Source organism: Thiofilum flexile DSM 14609, from assembly GCF_000380185.1.
GTDB classification, from domain to species: Bacteria; Pseudomonadota; Gammaproteobacteria; order Thiotrichales; family Thiotrichaceae; genus Thiofilum; species Thiofilum flexile.
Genome location: NZ_KB904816.1, coordinates 119,060 through 139,322 on the forward strand (window position 1 = coordinate 119,060; position 20,263 = coordinate 139,322).

A 20,263-nucleotide genomic window follows, 5' to 3' on the forward strand; every position below is an offset into this window, starting at 1 on the left:
GGTAGAGTACGGTGTCATTGTGGTGTGTTTAAGCTTAGCTCAAAGTGGGAAAGTTGAGTGTTTCTCTCTTTAATTACTCGCTAATAAGTTATAAAAATAATGTAGGAGAGCCATAATGCTGGTGTTTCAGTCGGGACATGAGCCTTACAGATGGAACAACATAGTACCGCTAATTTTCCCTGTTTCTATGTGGTTAGTATTGGGGTTATTGCTAATACTCTTTCTTACACCAAATGCATGGGCAGCAGGTCAGGTATTAGAGTATGGTGTTAAGCGTAGCACCGATGGGCGTTATCATATCTATATGCGCCCAACGACCGCCATTAGTGGGGATAATAATATTAACTTTGCAGGCCAAGTGACCCTTAAAGTACCCACGGGTACGGGTGCGAATCAGTTTGTGCCGAGCAATATAACCTCCACTATCACGGGCGTGACTTGGACTTTATCTTCACGTGTCAATGCACCTACGGAAAATCCACAAGTAGATTTCTTATCCTTCACCTTTGAACCCATGGGTAGTCGGAATTTTACTTGGCAGCCCGGTGTGGAGCTAGAGGTTTTTAACTTTTCTAATCCCAATACTTGTTCGGGGTCGGTTGCCTTAATAGATAATACGGAGCCATTTGCGATTTGGCCTAACTCTGTTAATACCAATCCCGGTAATCAGTTCACCAATTTAGGCTGGGGGGATTATTCGATGAATAATTACCTTGGCAACTATCTAGCGTCGGTGCGCTGTAATGCGAATAATAATCCAGTTATTACGAGTAATGGTGGCGGTGATAGTGCCGCCTTTAATGTATCGGAAAATCAAGTATATGCCACAACAGTAACGGCTACAGATCAAGATAATGATACCCTGAGTTTTAGTATTACTGGGGGCGTAGATCAGGCTCTATTTAGCATTCATCCTGTGACTGGGGTGTTAAACTTTTTGTCTACTCCCACAGTTGATCAACCTAAAGATAGTAATGGCGATAATATCTATCATGTGCAAGTCCATGTGAGTGATGGTCAAGGGGGCGTGGACTATCAGGATTTGGCTATTACCGTTAGAGCTTCGGATCAATATAAAGTATTAGAGTATACCGTGCGCCGCTCTGCGAGTGACGGACGTTATCATGTCTATATGCGTCCCACTCGTAACCCAACTGCCGGATTAAATTATAGTCTAACCGGACAGATTACTTTGGTTGCCCCTACGGGTGAGCAATTTAAAGTCAGTGATTTAAGATCCGAAGTTGCTAATGTCGTGTGGTCGCAGAATTCACGGGTGACTGCGCCTTCTGAAAATCCACAAGCGGATTATTTATCTTTCACGTTTAACCCTTATGGACATCAGTATTTTAACTGGCAAGCGGGTGTTGAAGTCGACATATTCAGCTTTGCCAATGGCAGCACTACTTGTAGCGGGTCAGTGAAGGTTATGGAAAACTCCGACGCCTTTGCTCAATATCCAAACTCAGCTAATACACGTCCCGCCAATCAGTTTACCAACTTAGGCTGGGGGCCTTCTTCTGCAAATAACTATCTAGGCAACTATGGTAATCCAGTAGATTGTCGCAATAATAATCCGCCAGTGATTACCAGTAATGGGGGTGGGGATAGTGCAGATATTAGTGTTGCTGACCAGCGCAGTGCTGTGACTACGGTGACGGCGACTGATCCTGATAATGACACCTTAACTTATTCGATCGTAGGTGGGGTAGATGCAGGATTATTTTTGATTAATCCCAGTACGGGCGCGTTAGTTTTCAGTAGCCCACCCAGCTTTGATAATCCTCAGGATGCTAATCGTGATAATAGCTATTTAGTTAATGTCCAAGTGAGTGATGGTTATGGGGGGATTGACCAACAAAATCTCACTGTGACCGTGACTAAATCGGATGTGTATAAGGTATTAGAATATACCGTGCGTCGCTCTGCTAGTGATGGACGCTATCATGTCTATATGCGTCCTACCCGCGATCCTAATGTAGGGAAAAATTATAACTTAACTGGGCAAATTACTTTAACCGTACCTACTGGTACGGATGCAGCCGGTAATCGATTTGTTGCTGAGGATTTAAGGTCAGAAGTAGCGGATGTAGTGTGGGCACAGACTTCACGTAAAGATGCCCCTACTGAAAATCCACAGGTTGATTATTTATCTTTCACTTTCTCTCCCTATGGACATCAAAACTTTAATTGGCAAGCTGGTGCTGAAATCGATATGTTCAGTTTTGCCAATAATAGTAAGACTTGTGAGGGTTTGGTGAAGGTGATGGAAAATTCCGACCCCTTTGCTCAATATCCAAACTCAGCCAATACACGCCCCACCAATCAATTTACCAACTTAGGTTGGGGAACGGTCACCTCGAATAACTACCTAGGTAACTATGGTGATCCTGTGGATTGCCGTAATAATACGCCACCCGTGATTACCAGTAATGGCGGGGGCGATACGGCCACTATTCGTGTATTAGAGAATACAACCGCAGTAACCACCGTCACCGCAACAGATGTGGATAATGATACCCTGACCTTTAGTATTACGGGTGGAGTGGATGCGGCTAAATTCGCTTTAGATCCTACTAGTGGCGTATTAAAGTTTATTACAGCCCCAGATTATGAGAATCCGACGGATGCTAATCAAGACAATCACTATGAGTTAGAAGTGCTAGTCATCGATGGTAAGGGGGGAGAGGATCGCCAAGTCATTACCGTGATTGTGGATGATGTGTTTGAGAACTTACCCCCTATTATTATCAGTGATGGTGGGGGTGATATTGCCAATATTTCGGTCATTGAAGGACGCACTCATGCGACTACCGTGGTTGCTACCGATGGCAATAATGATGTCTTGGCTTATAGTATTATTGGCGGTGTTGATGCCGCTAAGTTTACTATTGACTCTGTGACTGGGGTGTTAAGTTTCACTTCGCCACCTTCTATGGGCGGAGATGCACCTTGGGGGGATGTCTTTTTGCCGCCGGGTGATGCGGATGTGAATAATGTCTATGAGGTCATAGTCAAGGTGGTTGACCCTCATGGGGCTTCTGATAGCCAAGTCATTAATCTTAAATTGATTAGTGGCTTAGTATTGCAGCTACAAGTACGTGCTTGGTTACAAGGCGCTTTTGACCCTAATACCCAAATGATGCGGGATAGCTTACGGGTGAAGGGGTTGCTACCTTTACGCCAACCTTTTAATATGCCGCCCTTTATTTATCAAGGCACTGAAGTCTTATCCGCAAGCCTATTACTCGAAGAAGGTTTTGATGCCCCCGTCGATTGGGTATTACTCCAATTACGCAGTGCAACCTCACCGGAGGCCGTATTATGGAGTAAAGCTGCCCTCCTTCAACGGGATGGGGATATTGTCGACCCATCGACAGGTAATACTCGTATTATGGTTGAGAATGCTCCTGCCGGTAAGTATTACTTAGCGGTACAACATCGGAATCATTTAGGTGTGATTAGTGCGGCTACCGTGCTCTTGGAAAATACCACGGCGACTTGGTATGACTTTGGGTTACCAACGGCTGCCGTAATGGGCAATTATTCACGCCTAATCGGTGCGGGTAAAGCATTCTTATGGGCGGGTGATGCTAACTATGATCAGAAAGTGGTTGCTAGTAGTACCGATGTCATGACGGATTTAAGTATGATGCGTAACGCAATTATAGGTGCTACGGGTAATAATACCGCTAGCGCCAATTATAAGCTCAATGCCTATCAAGTGACGGACTTTAACTTAGATGGTATAACGACTTTTAATGGTCCCATGAATGATCTAAACGTGTTAGTAACCAATATACTCACCTACCCGGCGAATAGTAACAAGTCAGGTGATTATATTGTCATAGGTAATCTACCTTAAAACAGATAAGAGGAGTCAGCATATTCTGCTGGCTCCTTTTGCTTTGCCTAGGCAGCCGTTTGCTCAGCAGGTAGAATCTACGGATTGATTGGAGAATAGCCCACATGGATGCTTTTTTAAGTATAATTTTTAACTTCCCCACCATTTTCTTTACTGGATTATTGGCACTAGCCGCTATGTTATGGCTAGCTATTATTGTGAATAAAATCAAGCCTTGGCAGTTAGACAAAATCTTGCGTACGGCACTTGGTGTGGATGAGCAGGGACAATCCCTTTCACCTTTTTTGCGCCGCTGGCAGCGTGATGGTGTACCTTTAAGTGTGGGATGGTCATTGTGGGTGGTGATTAGTTGGCTCTTAAGTGGTGTGATTACTACCCTGTTATATCCCTATTTAACGGATAAAATGGTGGCATTAGGGGTCGCTATCATCTTATTAGTCATTATCCCTATCCTAGCAGCCGCGCCTACTTTAAAATTGTTACCCTCGTTAAAGCCTTGGGTTGATAGCTGGGTATCAACCCAAAAGCAGCGTCTACAAGCCTTAATGGAGGCGGAGGAACGTGCTAAGCAAAGGGATGCTGACGCTTAGCCGTGTTCATTACCTTGCTCATAAAAAGCGCGTGCTGCGGCAACAGCGGCACCGCTTTCTATCTTGGCACCTTGTTGTTTAAGTACCGTATCAAGTGCGCCTAAGCAGAATAGTACATTAGTAGGGTTGCTCGCAAAACCCATCAGACCAATACGCCAAACCTTACCCGCTAAAGCACCTAAACCCGCACCAATTTCGAGATTATATTCGCGCAATAAAGTGCTGCGTACTTGAGCATCATCCACACCTTCAGGGATGGTAATAGAGTTCAGTTGTGGCAAGCGATGCGCTTCATCCACTAAAAAGCTTAAACCTAGTGCTTCCACACCTGTCTTTAAGGCTTGATGGTTATGCATATGTCGCGCCCACGCATTCTCTAAGCCTTCTTCTTGCAGCATGACTAAAGACTCATGCAGGCCATAGAGGGTATTGACCGGAGCGGTGTGATGATACGCCCGCTTAGCGCCACCGCCCCAATAGGCCATGACTAAGTTCATATCTAAAAACCAGCTTTGCACTTTAGTTTTACGTGCTTGAATAGCTTCTACGGCGCGGGCGCTAAAGCTTATAGGTGAGAGACCGGGGACACAGGATAAGCATTTTTGTGTACCGGAGTAGATCGCATCAATCCCCCACTCATCAACCTTTAAAGGCGTACCTGCCAAAGAAGTGACAGCATCCACAATCGCCAATGCGCCATGCTCATGAGCAAGGGTGCAGAGGGCTTGAGCATTAGATTGAGCGCCCGTTGAGGTTTCCGCATGGACAAAAGCGACTGCTTTAGCCTCAGGATGCTTTTTGAGTGCTTCGGCGACTTTGTGGATATCGACGGCCTTACCCCATTCATCTTGCACCATAATGGCAGTAGCGCCACAGCGCTCTACATTTTCCTTCATGCGTCCGCCAAATACCCCACTTTGGCACACAATTACGGTATCACCCGGCTCGATTAAATTGACAAAAACGGCTTCCATACCGGCTGAACCTGGCGCAGAAATGGGCATAGTAAGCTCATTTTTCGTTTGAAAAGCATATTGGAGCAGGGTTTTGACCTCATCCATCATACGAATAAAAGCCGGATCTAAATGCCCTAAGGTTGGTCGCGCTAACGCCGCCAATACCCGTGGGCTAACATCCGAGGGACCTGGCCCCATCAGGGTTCGGATCGGGGGATAAAAGGATGAAATAGCCATAAAACACACCTCTCTCAAAATTTGAAGACGTATGTTCGTTGAAGTAGGGGGGAATGTCTAGTGTACTAGCACAAACTTAATCTAACCGATAGGTGATTAAACCTATCTCTGTTGTGAGTGAAGTTATCCTGTCTGATTACCCTCATAACTTGTTCTTTCGTGGTCAAAAAATTTATCTAAACTTATAACTCTGGATTCAAAGCTTCATTAAGAGCTTCTGCGATCGCCTCTGACCTTTTTTCAATAAATTTTTCATAATCATCTTCCAGAATACCAAAGTCCTTCGGACTACCAATCAAGTGAGAGCGAAGCGAAGAGGGCAGTTTTGAATTGCCAGTTTTAAACTCTCCCACATAAGTACTTGGTGCTTTCGCTCGAATTTTGTTGTTGGAAGCCGCATCAATAAGGGTTATGTTGGCAATCAGGTTGGGTTCCAACAAAGGATATTTTTTCTCAACATATTTCTTGGGGAAAAAGTGGTGATAGTTCCTGCTTGTGGCAATTTTGAGGTTTGAATTGTCAAGAATCACATCACTATCATCGTCAAGATTCCGGGGCTTGTGAGAAGCGAACAAGCACAGAATAGCCTTCACATTAGAGTTACCTGCTGAAAAACAAGTCTTGCCAATATCTTCAGCAGATACATCAAGTTCGTCCGAAGAGTATTTCGGCATTTTTTCCTTAAGAATCAGATTCATTTTCTTAAGGTCTTCGGCAATCTTGGTTTCAGTTGATCCACTGTATCGCCAATTCAAACCCACCCAATAGAAAAACTGTTTCAGCAACTTTGCTTGAATCTCCGTTGGTCGCTTGTTGCTATTCTTGTGAAAGAAATATGTGAATGGAACCAGCAGAGAAGCATAAGGAAGTAGCTGCGAAACAGGGACATACAGCTTGATTCTAATAAAATCCACCGCAGTGAACATAGAGGACACCATAGGCTCCCAGTTGGAGATGAACTTTTCCCTGCGGATTTTCAGAATATCTCTTGCTCTAATGCTGTCTACGGTAATAGCAGCCACAGCTTGAAGAACCGTTGCAGCGGGAACCGTATCAAATTTGGCCTTGCTCAAGCTCTTATCACTCTCGTCGCTACCATTGAGCAATTCATCATATTTCAAGGCCAAATCAAACCCCTCTGCTTCATCATAAGTCATGGCGACCATGATTTCAAAGAGGGTTAGAGGTTTGCCACCTGTGTTGATTCGGGAGAAGACATCACACGCAATGTCTATTGGATAGTCCTTAATTGTGATAGTAGCAAAGTCGTATGTGGTCAGTTTGGCCTTATACTCTTCAACAAGATCCGCCTTTTCTGCACCAACCTGCTTGAACAGCTCTCCCATTTTGCGAGTGAGAAGGTCATGCACCGAAACATAAATCTTTTCTTCATCCTTTTGATTGGTTACGATTTGTTCATCTTTCGATGGGTCATAATCAAGATTCACATAAATGTCTCTGTAGTTGATTTCCTTTCCATCTTTTGAAATGCGAAGCCCTTTGCGGATCGCATAAAGGGAGGTAATTCGTTGCTGCCCATCCAGTATGTATTGGGCATAGTCTCCTTTGGGAGTTTCTGGCAACGAGTGATTGCCAATGTCTTTTACCGATCTGAGAGCTTCCCTTGTCTTCCATAAAATGAAAGTTCCAATAGGGTAGCCCTTTAAAATGCTATCAATCAGTTTGGCACTCTGCTCTTTGTCCCAGACAAATTCTCGTTGGAACATGGGTAACTTAATTTGTCCAGAGTCAATTTCAAGAAATAGTGCCTCATACTTCTTGTTGGCATTTTCTGGTCGCAAAAGCACGGTTGGTTCTTCTTGGTCTGTCTGAACTTTGGTTGCCACAGCAAACTCTCCTTTTTGATAGTGATTTTCGGCTACTTTTGTGGTTTAAGTAGTTTATATGAAACTACTAGCTTAGTAAGCTTTGGCTAGAAATCTTTCTATAAAAATTAAGGGCTACATATAGCTGCCGTTTGAGCATATGTTATATTTTTGAAATTTTAAATAATTGATTTTTAAGAGTTTAGTTATGAGGTTGGTGTAACAACATGGTCAAGTTCGGCTATACCGTTATTACTCAACTATCCTCTTCATGCTAAACTCAAACTCTGTTAGTAACGCACCTGAGCCACCATGACCCCACGTAAGCGTTTACCTATCGGTATTCAGACCTTTGCCAAGATTCGTGAAGATAATTACTATTATGTTGACAAAACCCAGCTAGCACTGGACTTGACTCGTAATGGTACATACTACTTTCTTTCTCGTCCGCGTCGGTTTGGTAAAAGCTTATTTTTGGATACGCTCAAAGAGTTATTTGAGGGCAATGAGCGTTTATTCCAAGGCTTAGCGGTACACGAGCATTGGGATTGGTCGGTACAATATCCGGTTATCCGCTTTAGTTTTGGTAGCGGCAATTTCAAAAATCCTAATTACTTAGCGGATAATATAGCTGCGCAATTGGATAGGCTAGAACAAGAATTTGGTATTAAAAAACAATATGATACCTGTTCTGAGCGTTTTCAAGCATTGATTCGCTATATCAAACAACAAACGGGGCTAGCGGTTGTTATTCTGATTGACGAATACGACAAGCCTATTCTTGATGCCATCAATACACCAGAGGTGGCTAGGGATAATCGAGATTTCCTTCGAGGGTTTTATAGCACTATTAAGGACTATGATGCTCATATTAAATTTGCCTTTTTCACTGGGGTCAGTAAGTTTTCTAAGGTCAGTTTATTTTCAGGTTTGAATAATTTATTGGATATTACCTTAGTCTCTGAGTTCGCTACTATCTGTGGCTATACCGATGAGGATATTGACACTGTATTTGCACCAGAATTAGCAGGTTTAGACCGACAAGAAATACGTTCTTGGTATAATGGCTATCATTGGTTAGGGGCGGGGGTTTATAATCCGTTTGATATTTTATTACTCTTTAGAAATCGTCAATTCAAAAACTACTGGTTTGAAACGGGTACACCTACCTTTTTAATAGATTTAATTCGAGCACGACGAGTCGCTACCCCGAATTTAGCGCGGCGTAATAGTGATGAGGAGTTGTTATCGAGCTTTGATATGGACTATATGCCGTTAGAGGCTGTGATGTTCCAAACCGGCTATTTGACGATTAAGAGTACTAAAACACTGGGGGGGAGTTTATTTTATGAGTTGGGCTATCCTAATCGTGAGGTCTATCAAAGCCTAAATAGCGCTATTCTCCAGCAATTAGTGCATAACCCTAATGCGCAGGTATCACAGCGTATTCAATTATATGAGTTATTAGTAGTTAATGACCTCGAAGGTTTGAAAAACCTATTTCAGGGATTTTTTTCCAGTATTCCGTATCATTGGTATAACAATAATGATATTCAGGAGTATGAGGGGTTTTATGCTAGTGTGTTTTATTCGTATTTTGCGTCTTTAGGTTTGGAGGTCATTGTAGAGGATTGTACCAATCTTGGACGTATTGATATGACTCTGAAGTTTAATCATCAGGTCTATATTTTTGAGTTTAAGGTGGTGGAAATGACACCGAAAGGTGAGGCTTTAAAGCAAATTAAAGAGCGCGGCTATGCTAATAAGTATCAGATGCTCAATCAGCCTATTTATTTAATAGGGGTAGAGTTTAGTAAAGTGTCGCGTAATGTATTGGTATTTGAGGTAGAAAAAGTCTGAGGAGATGCGTATATCAGTTATTAACTAGCCCTTGCCGATAACGCTCGGCTCCTTGGCGGCGATAATCTCTTGGGGCAATGCCCTTTAACTCTAAAAAGCGCCGATTAAAATTAGCCACATTATTAAACCCTACATTATAGCAAATGGTGCTCACATACTGATCTGTTTCCATCAGTAATTGGCAGGCGCGATTAATACGTAAACGATTAACAAAATCAGTAAAGGTATTGCCTGTAGCCCGATGAAAATAGCGTGAAAAGCGGCTTTCACTCATACCAAGTTTTTTGGCTAGATCCGCAAGCGAAAATTGATTGGCATAATGGGTGGTAATGTAATCGACCGCCTCACTGATTTGGCGCAGAGCGGCATCATCATCAAAGCTTTGTAGTTGAGCACTTGAGAGTAATTGATAGTGCGGATATTGTGCGAGTAAGGCTAGTAATTCAATAAATTTACTTAGGCGTTGCAGACCGTGGCAATGGCGAATTTGCACCATATAATTATAGACTTGCTCACTAATGCCATTAAATTCAATCCCATGTTTGGCACGTTCTAATAACGGAAGTACAGAACTCAATTCAGGGAGTAGGGTGCTGGCTTGGCGTAGTGGTTGATCGGCAAATTGTAAAACGAGATCACGAGTTTTTACCCCTTCAGGAGGTAAATCGGTAGAAATCCAGTTATGGGGTAGGTGTGGGCCGGTTAATACTAAATGACCGGGTTCAAAGCGCCCAATATAGTCCCCTACGAATACTTTACCGGAGGTATTAACGATTAAGTGTAGCTCATACTCCTCATGATAATGCCAACGAATTAATGGGTTAGGTGCGCCGTGCTCTAGGCAACGGACACAACCAAAAGAGCCTTCCGGCTCATAGCCCAAGTCGGGAGCGCGTTGAAAATCGCGTTCCCATTCTGGCGGGCGAGGATGAGTATGGTGTCGTATTGGGCGAGCCATTACATCTCCTAGGACATTACATTACCACCATCAACATTGAGTGTTTGCGCGGTAATATAAGCCGATTCATCACTGGCTAAAAATACCGCTGCTCCTGCCACATCTGCGGGTATACCCATACGCCCTAAGGGAACGGCTTTACCGACGGCGATTTTCTTCTCACCTTTGGCAAGGCCTTCGTATTTAGCAAATAGACCATCCACATGTGCCCACATAGGGGTATCAATCACGCCAGGTGCAATGCCATTCACTCGAATCCCGTAAGGTGCCATCGCTAAAGCAGCCGATTGCGTGTAGCTAATGACGGCTGCTTTGGAGGCACAATAATGTGACACTAAGGCCTCACCACGTCGCCCGGCTTGGGAAGCTAAATTAATAATACTCCCCGTATGTCCGGCATCGATTAAACCTTCTAATACGGCCTGCATAACGAAAAACATGCCCTTCACATTGACGGCAAAAATTTTGTCATACATGGATTCGTGAGACTCCAGTAAAGGAGCCATATCGAAAACCGCTGCATTATTAAACAATACATTAATTACCCCATGCTGCTGATTGAGCGAGGTAATCAAAGCCTTGACCGCTGTGGTATCCACAACATTGAGACTATGATAATGCAGCTGGGGATACTGCTCAGCGAGGGCTTGAAGTTCAGCACTCGGTTGAGCCGGTAGATCAATTGCGCTACAAATAGCCCCCTCTTTTAAAAAGGCTTCTGTCGTTGCAAGACCGATACCGCCATTCGCGCCCGTTACGAGCGCGTGTTTGCCTTTTAGACGTTGTAAACTCATGCAGCTTTCTTCACAAAGGTATCAATGCGATCAGTCGCCTTACGTAAAGCCTCAACTAAGCGTGGATCACCTGCAATCGGGCCAAACAATACCCGCTCGGCTGCAAACGCAGCAATGGGGTCATCTGCTTGGCAAATCGCTTGAGCGGTCGCCGGTTCCATCGCCTGATCATCATACTTAAACTTAACTTCGCCGCGTTGTTGACGTTGCAAAAAGGCTAAGAAGAGTGCAGGCAACATGGCTACCGCATCAATACTACGATTGGCTGCTAATGCTTCACGTAAGGTGGGCTGAATAAAGCCCGGAATCTTAGAGAAGCCATCCATTGCCACGCGTTGATTAGTATCGAGAATATTGGAGTTACTAAAGCGCTCCAATACGACATCCCGATACTGCGGCAAATTGAGCGGATAGGGTTTCGCGGTATCTTCCAAACAAGGGATCACATCATTCGTCACATAATCATAGGCCATTTGGCGAATTTCAGGATCCAGCGTACCTTCATGGATATAGGTATAACCGCGTAAGGTGCCTGCCCACGCAATGCAACTATGCGGCGCATTCAGAAGACGGATTTTAGCCTCTTCATAGGGCATCACATCTTTTACCATTTCCACCCCGACAGTTTCCCATGCGGGGCGACCATTGGCAAAATGATCTTCTACTACCCATTGAATAAAGGTTTCACCCATTAATGCAGCCGCATCATCGCGTCCGGTAGCTGATTTCACGCGCTCACGTATTTCAGCGGTAGGACGTGGGGTAATCCGGTCAACCATAGAGTTAGGTGCAGTGGTGTTCGCACTGACCCAATCTAATAGCTCTTGATCGCCACGCTTAGCTAAGAATTGCTTTAACCCACCAAAGAAGCGCTCGCCATTACTGCGTAGATTATCGCAATTGAGTAGGGTAACTTTGCCCGCTTTTGCTTGCATGCGAGCATGCAAAAGTTTGCTTAAAGCACCATAAATGGTCGCGTGACCACCGGCTAAATCAGCACGCAAATCCGCAAAACTTTCATCCAGCTGATGATGCGCATCCAGATAATAGCCCGCTTCGGTCACAGTGAAGGAGATAATACGGGTATTAGCATCAGAGGCTACTGTGACTAAACCGCTTAAGTCTTTATCCCAGCTAACAACTTCTTGAATCGCTGTGATAGTTTGATAAAAGCGTTCGCCTGCCGTATTCACCGTCTCTAAGGTATAAGCCCCTTGATTTGCTTGCAAAGCAGCAATGGTGTCTAGCATATCGGGGCGTAAATTACCCCCGACAATGCGCCAACTATAATCGCCACGATCGTGCAGTGCCTGCATATACACGGCTTGGTGGGCGCGATGAAAAGAACCCAAGCCTAAATGTAGTTGAGTTAAAACGGATGCACTCATGCAGCAGCTCCTGCAACTTTATTCACATCAGTCATAGTCTTGCCATCTTTATCAAAACGATGCAGATGGGCAGGATCAAACCGTACGCCTACTTGCTCACCGAGTTGTGAGGTAGTGCGCTCGTGATATTGACGTACAATAATCAGGTTAGAGCCTAAATTGATATGGATGAGAGTCTCATTACCGAGTGCCTCAATCAGCTCAATCGTGCCACGTAATTGTCCCTGATCAGCGGGGATAATAGTGAGATGCTCTGGACGTACCCCGATTTCATGGGCATTGCCGGCGTTTTGGAACATGTTAGCCGGTAATACGTTCATTTGTGGCATACCAATAAATTGCGCCACGAAACGATTAGCCGGGTGATCGTATAATTCCAGCGGTGTACCGACTTGCTCAATCATACCATCACGTAATACCACCACACGGTCAGCTAAGGTCATCGCCTCAACCTGATCATGGGTAACATAAATAGTGGTTGCACCGAGTTCGCGATGGAGTTTCGCAATCTCAACCCGTGTTTGACCGCGTAGCGCCGCATCTAAGTTGGATAATGGTTCGTCAAACAAGAACACTTTAGGTTGGCGTACAATGGAGCGTCCGATAGCTACCCGTTGGCGTTGACCACCCGATAAGGCTTTAGGGGTGCGCTCTAAGTAACTAGTAAGATTGAGCTTTTCAGCCGCTTTACTTACCTTTTCTTTAATGATCGCAGGATCAACTTTGGCTAAGCGTAAGGCAAAGGACATATTTTCCTCGACCGTCATATGCGGATAAAGTGCATAGGACTGGAACACCATCGCCAGATCACGTTTAGAGGAGGGCTCATTGGTGATATCTCTGCCATCGAGCATGAGACTACCACCATTAATGGTTTCAAGCCCTGCAATCATACGCAATAAGGTGGATTTACCGCAGCCAGAAGGGCCTACGAATACAATAAACTCGCCTTTGTCAATCGCTAAGTCGACGCCTTTAATCGCGCGTAACTTACCATAAAACTTCTCGACGCCTTTTAATTCTAAAAATGCCATTACTAATTCCTCCCGTTATTTCACTGCACCAAAGGTCATACCTTGTACCAACTGCTTTTGACTGAACCAACCGAAGACAATAATCGGGGCAATCGCCATTAAGGAAGCAGCAGATAATTTCGCCCAGAACAAGCCTTCAGGGCTAGAGTAAGAGGCGACTAAGGTTGCCAACGTACCGGCATTAGCCGAACCTAAGTTCAAGGCCCAGAACGCTTCATTCCATGCTAATACCAAACATAATAAGCCCGTAGAGGCTAAACCACCCATGCCTAAAGGTAGTAATACATGACGGAACTCATCCCAAAGGGTAGCACCATCCATGCGTGAAGCTTCTAGAATTTCATGCGGAATATCTTTGAAATGGGTGTAGAGCATCCAGACCATAATGGGCAGATTGCTCATGGTAAACACGATAATCAAGATAAACTTGGTATCCAATAGATGCGCCCACTGCGCCATGACATAGATGGGGACTAAGGCACCTACAGCAGGCATCATTTTAGTAGAGAGCATCCACATTAAAATGTCTTTAGTGCGTTTAGTAGGGCTAAAGGCCATGCTATACGCAGCCGGGGCTGCAATCAGTAGACCTAAAATAGTAGATACCACACTCGTAACAATCGAGTTCCAAGCAAAGTGCATATAGTTACTACGCTCTTGCACCTCGACAAAGTTTTCTAAAGTCGGGGTAAATACCCAAAGTGAAGGTACCGCTATCGCTTGCCCTTCTGTTTTAAAGGCAGTAAAGGCTAGGAATAGTAAAGGGAAGAATAAAATTAAAGCCACTAACCAAGCCGCAATCGTGCGAATGATCAGTTTTTGAGGGCTGGAATTAGGTGAAGATTGCATAGTCTTAGTCCAAGTTTTTGCCGATCATACGAATCAAGAAGACCGCCACAATATTAGCTAATACGACGGCTAATAAAGCACCGGCTGATGCTACACCTACGTCAAAACTTAATTGAGCTTGTTTGAAGATCAAGAAAGCCAGATTAGTACTAGCATTACCAGGACCACCACTGGTAGTGGTATAGATTTCAGCAAAGATACTGAGTAAGAAGATCACTTCAATCATAATCACGACTGAAATGGAGCGTGCCATATGAGGTAAATATAAATACCACAGTTTTTGCCAGTAGGTAGCACCGTCCATGCCTGCGGCTTCTAATTGCTCACGATCCATCGATTGTAGTGCGGTCATAAAAATCAAACAGGCAAAGGGTAACCATTGCCAACTCACCATAATAATGATGGATAGCAGCGGATAATCCGTAAGCCAATTGATCGGCTGTAAGCCAAAGAACGTCCAGATTTGGGCGAGTACCCCATACACCGGATTCATCATCATATGCTTCCACAATAAGGCATTTACGGTGGGCATGACGAAGAAGGGGGAAATCAATAGAATGCGCACAAAACCTTGCCCAGGGAAAGGGTCATTGATTAAGAGTGCAATCGCAAAACCAAAGAAAACGGTAATTAAAACGACACTACCGAGAAGAACGAGAGTATTCCAAATGGCTGGCCAGAAGTCGGAGTCAGTCATAAAGAACTCGTAATTCATCAAACCTACAAATCCCGTTTGGTCGGGTTGCATGAGGTTATAACGAATTACCGAAAAATAAATGGTCATCACCAGCGGTACGATCATCCACAGGAACAATGTTGCTACTGCGGGAGTCATGAGGATGCGGGGTAACCAACGAGAACCTGCACGTGTATGTTCTGCCATAACGCTACCTGTCTGTGGTGTTTACTAAGGCCACCACAGAGGTTTCTGTGGTAGCACTGAATTGGGGGTAGCGCTGTTTACTGCTACATTGCTACCCTCTTGGGGAGTGAGAGATTACAATTACTTGTAGTAACCAGCTTTACGCATTTCACGCTCAGCCGCTTCCTGACCAGTCTTTAAAGCTTCTTCGACGGATTCTTTACCCGCTAAAGCAGAGCTCATTTGTTGACCAACATTAACACCAATGGCTTGGAACTCAGGAATAGTCGCAAATTGCACACCAGTGTAAGGTGACTTTTCTAAAGTACTGTCATTAGGATTAGCACTTTTAATCGCAGCGAGTTCAGCATCAGCAAACTTGGCAGCCGCTTTAAAGTCAGCGTTATCATAGGTAGATTGACGTGTACCTGTTGGAACACTGCCCCAGCCTTCTTCTTTACCCACTAGATTGATATAGTCAGTTGAAGTCGCCCATTGAATGAACTTTTGAGCTTCAGCCGCTTTAGTAGAGGACTCTGGAATCGCTAAAGCCCAAGCCCATAACCAGTTAGCGCCTTTAGGGGTAACTTTAGTTGGTGCTTGTGCAAAGGCTACTTTGTCAGCCACTTTACTTTGCTTAGGATCAGAAATGAAGGAGGCTGCAATCGTGGCATCAACCCACATACCGCATTTACCTTCGTTGAAGAGGGCTAAGATTTCATTGAAGCTATTGCTTGCAGAACCTGGAGGGCCGTATTTGGTTAACAGATCAACATAGAAAGTGATCGCGTCTTTCCAAGGTTGACTTTCTAATTGAGGTTTCCACTCCATGTTAAACCATTGACCACCATAGGTGTTTGCCAATGTGGTTAAGAACGCCATATTGTCGCCCCAACCTGGTTTACCACGTAAGCAGATCCCGTAGATACCTTTTTCAGGGTTATGAATTTTAGCAGCGACTTCTGCTACATGATCCCATGTTGGGTTGCTAGGCATTTCCATACCCGCTTCTTTCACCAGATCAGAGCGATACATTAGCATCGAACTTTCACCATAGAAGGGTGCAGCATAGAGTTTGCCATCGGCAGACAGACCATCGCGTATTGCAGGTAATAAATCATCAATTTTATAGCTATCATCAAATTTTAATTCTTTGATCCAGCCTTTTTTGCCCCAAATAGGTGTTTCGTACATGCCGATGGTCATGACGTCAAACTGACCGCCTTTGGTTGCAACATCTGTGGTAACGCGTTGACGCAGAACGCCTTCTTCAAGGGTTACCCATTTTAGTTTAATGTCAGGATTGGCTTCTTCAAAATGCTTGCCCAGCTTTTGCATCTCGATCATATGACCGTTATTAACGGTAGCAACGACCAATTCGGTAGCGGCGTGAGTGGTGACAGTGGCGGATAGTAATAGACCGCCTAACATGGCCGTCGTAAGACGATTGAACTTCATAGGGTTTGCTCCTCCGGTGAAAATAGTCAGCGCTAAGAGAGGAGGGAAAACTAATACTTTATTGCAGCTTTTTGCTGCTACCCCTCCTATCTGTTAAGAAAGAGTAGCATTATTGTATTTTTAAAGGAATGTATTTTTATGACAAATATTGATACTTTTTTGCAGAATAATTTTCTCTATGATGAATTTTTGCATTAAAAGATCATGGAGCATCTGCTAGTTGTTTAGCTATAAGTATGTAACAGCATTGAGTATTTTAGGTATGCGCTAGGTACTGGTCTTGTCGGTTTTTTAATACGGTTAAATAGTATCAACTAGCCATCTATTTTAGCGATTTGAGTAGGCGTAGGGTCTCGATTAGAGAACGCTGTGTTCAAGAATCGAGACTAGGAATAGCTGACTATTGAGCGTATGTTTAGACTCATCAAAAGCACATAACGTGCCATATAGGAGTTTAAACATGATTGAAGTTAGATTAGCTAAACAGCGTGGGGCGGCTGAGCATGGTTGGTTAAGTGCACGTCATACCTTTTCTTTTGGACATTATTATGACCCCAAGCAACTCGGTTTTTCCGATTTATTGGTCATTAATGATGATCGTGTACAACCCTCGCGAGGTTTTGGAACCCATGGACATCGAGATATGGAGATTTTTACCTATATCTTAGAGGGTGCTCTAGAACATAAAGACTCGATGGGAACAGGTTCGGTAATCCGTCCGGGTGATGTGCAAATGATGAGTGCCGGTAGTGGCATTCAGCACAGTGAGTTTAATCACTCCGCTCAGGCGTTAGTGCATTTGTTACAGATTTGGATTATCCCCAATCGCAAAAGTGTTACCCCACGTTATCAACAAGTAAACTTTTCAGAGAGTGAAAAACGCGGGCAGTTACGCCTGATTATTTCACCCGAAGGTGAAAATGGCTCATTGTCGGTGTATCAAGATGCGCGGGTGTATGCGGGCTTATTTAATGGCGAGGAGCAAAGCACCTTAACTTTAGCCCCTGAGCGTTATGCCTATATCCATATAGCGCAGGGTTCGGTAGAGGTCAATGGTATCCGTTTAAATGCCGGTGATGGGGCTAGAGTGCGGGATGAAACAGCACTCCATTTTAGTAAGGGTGACAATGCGGAGGTATTAGTATTTGATTTGCGTCCGCAGGAATTGCCTGAAATGATTTGAGACATGGGTGAATCCTGATCATCTCCTATGGTTGCGAATACCCACCATTGGCGCTGAGTGAAATAGTGAAGCGCCTCAAAGACCGAAGTGCCCACTAGTTGTTTCCCCATTTAAAACAACACTATTGGGTAGACCTTATTCAATTCCACCAGCTTTGAGCTGGTGGGTTGTTTAAGAAAATAAGCTATTTATAGAGAATAAGTTATTTTTAACAGAGGATTTTTATATAAAAGAGGAGGACTCTTACTAAAATTAGTAAATCTTTTAATTATAAAGCATAACTCTTTGAATTTTATATAAATAATTATTGTAAATATTTAGTCATCTGATTAGAGAGCGTATTTCGTTAAAATTCATAACGAATGGTAGTCATTATTCAGCTTTCGTTTAAAAATAAAAACTAAACTGACAGCTAACTTTAAATTAAAAATAGAGCAAAATTAACCCTAATCAGGCCTAACCATCCATCGTCTATGCTAGAGCCTGCTAGTGAGTGCCATATAAATAATAGAAATATTAATTATCTATAAAAATGCGGCCGGACCGCCGTGTCGCCATATTTCTTTGAAAGGGGGGTATTGTGTTTCATCGCAACCGATTTTTTTTAAACCGGCTCTTCCTCATCTTTATGATGTGGGGAGCCTCAACACAGCTTATGGCAGCATTGCCGACCTTGCCAACGGTGCCTAGTAGCATGTGTACAGTCAATGCTGTAGGCTGGAATTTCAGCTTTGCCACAGACTTTCCGGGGGAACCGAGCTACCGGCTCGACTATACGGGAGTCGGGTGGACGTATGACGCTAAGAAAATACCCCAGCGTAATAATGCTACGGCTCCGGTTAGGAATTTAGTCTTAGGACCTGCTGAGAAGCCCACCGAATTACGTAGTAATCCAGTCGCAGATGGTCTGGGCGAAACCTGGGCTTTAGTGAGCCGCCTTGAGGCAGCGCCTGGTTCGAGTGAAACCATTAACTTTGAGGATTTAGGGGGCGAAGATCATGATGTATTTATGGTACTGGATTCAGCCGGTAATGTGTTAGGGCGCTATCCCGCGACGGGATCGGATAGTGTTAATAATATCACTGCTAGTGGTACCGGAATTAATCTGAGTTTCACGATGCCTGCTGATGGGGTGGTTTATGCTTATAGTTGGCTGGCTGATTTCGGTGTAGCGTGGGGTATCCACGTTAACAATAGCTGTCGTATTGATTATTCGGATGCGGCAAGTACCTATGGTACGGCGACCCATGTGATTAAAAAAGGACTCTTGCAATTAGGGAGTCAAATCACTCTCGATACGGGGGTGGTTACTGATGCCGATAATGCGTCCGATGATGGTGTTAGCACCTTCCCCCCGTTGTCCCCCGACCTGATAACCTATAGCGTGAGCACGGCAGTAACCAATATCACCGGCCAAACAGCGACCTTACATGGCTGGATTGATTTTGATCGCAATGGTGTATTTGATGCCGATGAATATACTAGTGCGACGGTAGCAAGTGGTAGTACAACCGCCGCATTGAACTGGAGTGTACCGCTTGATACGGTAGCAGGCAGTACTTCAGCTCGTTTCCGCCTCACAACCGATACCCTAGCAGCGGCTAATGCCTCCACGGCGGTGTCTGATGGTGAGGTCGAAGACTATACATTGACCATTAACGCTCAAACCAGTGCAACCCCGAATCCCACCGCCACCGCGTGTACCGCCTACCGGAAATATGCCGTTGATGATATTAGCGCTATACCTCTGAAATCCGCCACTACCACGCTACCGATCTCATTCACCGCCTCCGGTGGTACTCGCAACCCACAAGGCTTAACCGCCACCTATGCCTTTGCAGCTAATGGCGGCTCCAGTGGGACTGCAGGGCGTACTAGCTCTGCCACGCTGACCTCGCCTTGGACGAGTAGCAGTTGGTCTCCAGTTGAATTCAGTAGTACCCCCACCACACCGAGTAGCAGTGCAAGCTATAACTTAGTGATCACCCTAAGCCAAGCCATGGAAGGGGTGGGGATTATGATTGGTGATATTGATAAATCCGCAGGCTCGACCGGAGCCGCCGAAGGGGTGGCACGGGTCATGTTTAAGGATGCAGCGGGTGGAGTCGTACCCCTCACGCAATCCACTCTACCAGTCAATACGACCGCCACGACATCAAACTATTACCTAGGCTCGAATCTGTTAGCCTATGGAACGGCGGGTGCTATTGCGAATCTAGGCGGCAATATCGCTACCGCCGTGGCGAATAGCTATGCGACTTATCAGGTATCACCTAATCAAAAAGTGAAAACGATTGAAATTCAATATGGTGGTGGTGATTACCTATTTAGTCCCGTATGGTACACCGACTGCTATGACTATGGTGACACCCCAGCCAATGGCAGCACGGCACCCAATGGCAG

Annotated in this window: 14 protein-coding genes; 5 read left to right on the plus strand and 9 right to left on the minus strand. The window is 44.6% G+C overall.

The annotated features are described in order from the left end of the window. Nucleotides 1–115 precede the first annotated feature (115 nt). The gene (locus A3IK_RS0117275; protein ID WP_162596685.1) at nt 116–3,865 is read left to right on the plus strand and encodes a cadherin repeat domain-containing protein; all 3,750 of its coding nucleotides are present in this window, start codon (nt 116–118) and stop codon (nt 3,863–3,865) included. A gap of 104 nt (nt 3,866–3,969) precedes the next feature. Continuing rightward, nucleotides 3,970–4,455: a hypothetical protein gene (locus A3IK_RS0117280; protein ID WP_020561230.1), complete on the plus strand. Its 486-nt coding sequence runs from the start codon at nt 3,970–3,972 to the stop codon at nt 4,453–4,455. Here A3IK_RS0117280 and A3IK_RS0117285 read toward each other — a convergent pair. Together A3IK_RS0117285 and A3IK_RS0117290 are read right to left on the minus strand one after the other, a co-directional pair. Beyond that, the gene (locus tag A3IK_RS0117285) at nt 4,452–5,648 is read right to left on the minus strand and encodes a pyridoxal-phosphate-dependent aminotransferase family protein (RefSeq protein ID WP_020561231.1); all 1,197 of its coding nucleotides are present in this window, start codon (nt 5,646–5,648) and stop codon (nt 4,452–4,454) included. The two genes, A3IK_RS0117280 and A3IK_RS0117285, sit on opposite strands and share 4 nt — an antisense overlap. Before the next feature lie 182 nt (nt 5,649–5,830). Continuing rightward, entirely contained in the window at nt 5,831–7,495 is a 1,665-nt protein-coding gene (locus A3IK_RS0117290; RefSeq protein ID WP_020561232.1) for a GmrSD restriction endonuclease domain-containing protein, read from the minus strand. Nucleotides 7,496–7,786: 291 nt separating this feature from the next. Here A3IK_RS0117290 and A3IK_RS0117295 point away from each other — a divergent pair, with 291 nt between their 5' ends. After that, nucleotides 7,787–9,334, plus strand: coding sequence for an ATP-binding protein (locus A3IK_RS0117295; protein ID WP_020561233.1), 1,548 nt, complete (start codon nt 7,787–7,789; stop codon nt 9,332–9,334). A 13-nt stretch (nt 9,335–9,347) separates the two neighbouring features. Here A3IK_RS0117295 and A3IK_RS0117300 read toward each other — a convergent pair whose 3' ends face one another. The 7 genes from A3IK_RS0117300 to A3IK_RS0117330 all read right to left on the minus strand — a co-directional run bounded on the left by A3IK_RS0117300 (nt 9,348) and on the right by A3IK_RS0117330 (nt 16,677). Further along, nucleotides 9,348–10,292 carry a helix-turn-helix domain-containing protein gene (locus A3IK_RS0117300; RefSeq protein WP_020561234.1) on the minus strand — a complete coding sequence of 315 codons (945 nt, stop codon included), beginning with the start codon at nt 10,290–10,292 and terminating at the stop codon, nt 9,348–9,350. Nucleotides 10,293–10,300: 8 nt separating this feature from the next. Further along, nucleotides 10,301–11,086: an L-iditol 2-dehydrogenase gene (locus A3IK_RS0117305; protein ID WP_020561235.1), complete on the minus strand. Its 786-nt coding sequence runs from the start codon at nt 11,084–11,086 to the stop codon at nt 10,301–10,303. Next, nucleotides 11,083–12,474 carry a D-arabinitol 4-dehydrogenase gene (gene dalD, locus A3IK_RS0117310; RefSeq protein ID WP_020561236.1) on the minus strand — a complete coding sequence of 464 codons (1,392 nt, stop codon included), beginning with the start codon at nt 12,472–12,474 and terminating at the stop codon, nt 11,083–11,085. Before dalD ends, A3IK_RS0117305 begins: the two co-directional genes overlap by 4 nt. Then, entirely contained in the window at nt 12,471–13,508 is a 1,038-nt protein-coding gene (locus A3IK_RS0117315; RefSeq protein ID WP_020561237.1) for an ABC transporter ATP-binding protein, read from the minus strand. Before A3IK_RS0117315 ends, dalD begins: the two co-directional genes overlap by 4 nt. A gap of 15 nt (nt 13,509–13,523) precedes the next feature. Further along, nucleotides 13,524–14,357: a carbohydrate ABC transporter permease gene (locus A3IK_RS0117320; protein ID WP_020561238.1), complete on the minus strand. Its 834-nt coding sequence runs from the start codon at nt 14,355–14,357 to the stop codon at nt 13,524–13,526. Between the two features lie 4 nt (nt 14,358–14,361). Then, a complete protein-coding gene (locus A3IK_RS0117325; RefSeq protein ID WP_020561239.1) occupies nt 14,362–15,240 on the minus strand; it encodes a carbohydrate ABC transporter permease in 879 nt (292 codons plus the stop codon). Between the two features lie 120 nt (nt 15,241–15,360). Continuing rightward, nucleotides 15,361–16,677, minus strand: coding sequence for an ABC transporter substrate-binding protein (locus A3IK_RS0117330; RefSeq protein ID WP_020561240.1), 1,317 nt, complete (start codon nt 16,675–16,677; stop codon nt 15,361–15,363). 460 nt (nt 16,678–17,137) lie between these two features. On the opposite strand from A3IK_RS0117330, the gene A3IK_RS0117335 reads away from it, so the two are divergent. Both A3IK_RS0117335 and A3IK_RS0117340 read left to right on the plus strand, forming a co-directional pair. Next, the gene (locus A3IK_RS0117335) at nt 17,138–17,860 is read left to right on the plus strand and encodes a pirin family protein (protein ID WP_020561241.1); all 723 of its coding nucleotides are present in this window, start codon (nt 17,138–17,140) and stop codon (nt 17,858–17,860) included. 655 nt (nt 17,861–18,515) lie between these two features. Next, the coding region (locus A3IK_RS0117340) for a GEVED domain-containing protein (protein ID WP_026221045.1) at nt 18,516–20,263 on the plus strand (1,748 nt) is incomplete at its 3' end.

What these genes read in the sequence shown, in the direction of transcription:
- A3IK_RS0117295 (WP_020561233.1), top strand. Translation starts at nt 7,787, where the DNA reads ATGACCCCACGTAAGCGTTTACCTATCGGTATTCAGACCTTTGCCAAG.
- A3IK_RS0117330 (WP_020561240.1), bottom strand. Translation starts at nt 16,677, where the DNA reads ATGAAGTTCAATCGTCTTACGACGGCCATGTTAGGCGGTCTATTACTA.
- A3IK_RS0117315 (WP_020561237.1), bottom strand. Translation starts at nt 13,508, where the DNA reads ATGGCATTTTTAGAATTAAAAGGCGTCGAGAAGTTTTATGGTAAGTTA.
- A3IK_RS0117280 (WP_020561230.1), top strand. Translation starts at nt 3,970, where the DNA reads ATGGATGCTTTTTTAAGTATAATTTTTAACTTCCCCACCATTTTCTTT.
- A3IK_RS0117285 (WP_020561231.1), bottom strand. Translation starts at nt 5,648, where the DNA reads ATGGCTATTTCATCCTTTTATCCCCCGATCCGAACCCTGATGGGGCCA.
- dalD (WP_020561236.1), bottom strand. Translation starts at nt 12,474, where the DNA reads ATGAGTGCATCCGTTTTAACTCAACTACATTTAGGCTTGGGTTCTTTT.
- A3IK_RS0117325 (WP_020561239.1), bottom strand. Translation starts at nt 15,240, where the DNA reads ATGGCAGAACATACACGTGCAGGTTCTCGTTGGTTACCCCGCATCCTC.
- A3IK_RS0117320 (WP_020561238.1), bottom strand. Translation starts at nt 14,357, where the DNA reads ATGCAATCTTCACCTAATTCCAGCCCTCAAAAACTGATCATTCGCACG.
- A3IK_RS0117335 (WP_020561241.1), top strand. Translation starts at nt 17,138, where the DNA reads ATGATTGAAGTTAGATTAGCTAAACAGCGTGGGGCGGCTGAGCATGGT.
- A3IK_RS0117305 (WP_020561235.1), bottom strand. Translation starts at nt 11,086, where the DNA reads ATGAGTTTACAACGTCTAAAAGGCAAACACGCGCTCGTAACGGGCGCG.
- A3IK_RS0117275 (WP_162596685.1), top strand. Translation starts at nt 116, where the DNA reads ATGCTGGTGTTTCAGTCGGGACATGAGCCTTACAGATGGAACAACATA.
- A3IK_RS0117300 (WP_020561234.1), bottom strand. Translation starts at nt 10,292, where the DNA reads ATGGCTCGCCCAATACGACACCATACTCATCCTCGCCCGCCAGAATGG.